Annotated in this window: 1 protein-coding gene; it reads left to right on the top strand. The window is 67.2% G+C overall.

The window, feature by feature from the left end:
* Positions 1–774, top strand: a 774-nt coding sequence (locus tag DMB66_RS60250; RefSeq protein ID WP_148112997.1) for a tryptophan 7-halogenase, incomplete at both ends; no start/stop codon positions are given.

Consider the following 774-nt stretch of genomic DNA (forward strand, 5'->3'; position numbering starts at 1 on the left):
CCACGGGGTGTGCCGGATGCTCGGCGTCACCGAAGAACTGGCGGAGGCCGGTTTCCCGACGAAGCGGGGTGGCACCTTCCGCTGGGGTGCGCGCCCGGAGCCGTGGACGTTCTCCTTCGCTGTTTCGTCCCGGATGACCGGCCCGACGTCGTTCGCGTACCAGGTCGAGCGGGCGCGTTTCGATGAGATCCTGCTGCGTAACGCGCAGCGCAAGGGTGTCGAGGTGCGTGAGGGCTGCTCGGTCGCCGGTGTGATCGAAGGGGACGAGCGGGTCGCCGGCCTGCGCTACACCGACTCCGACGGCGGTGAGCACGAGGTGCGTGCGCGCTTCGTGGTCGATGCGTCGGGCAACAAGAGCCGGCTGTATTCCAGTGTCGGCGGGACCCGGAACTACTCGGAGTTCTTCCGCAGCCTGGCGCTTTTCGGCTACTTCGAGAACGGCAAGCGGCTGCCGGCGCCGAACTCGGGCAACATCCTCAGCGTGGCCTTCGACAGTGGCTGGTTCTGGTACATCCCGCTGAGCGACACGATGACCAGCGTCGGCGCGGTGGTGCGCCGGGAGATGGCGGAGAAGATCCAGGGCGACCGGGAGAAGGCGCTCCAGGCTCTGATCGCCGAATGCCCGCTGATCTCCGAGTATCTGCAGGATGCCCGCCGGATCACCACCGGCAGGTACGGGGAGCTGCGGGTCCGCAAGGACTACTCCTATCTCCAGACGAGCTTCTGGCGGCCCGGGATGATTCTGGTCGGCGATGCCGCGTGCTTCGTGGATCC

It is taken from the genome of Actinoplanes sp. ATCC 53533 (assembly GCF_003947245.1).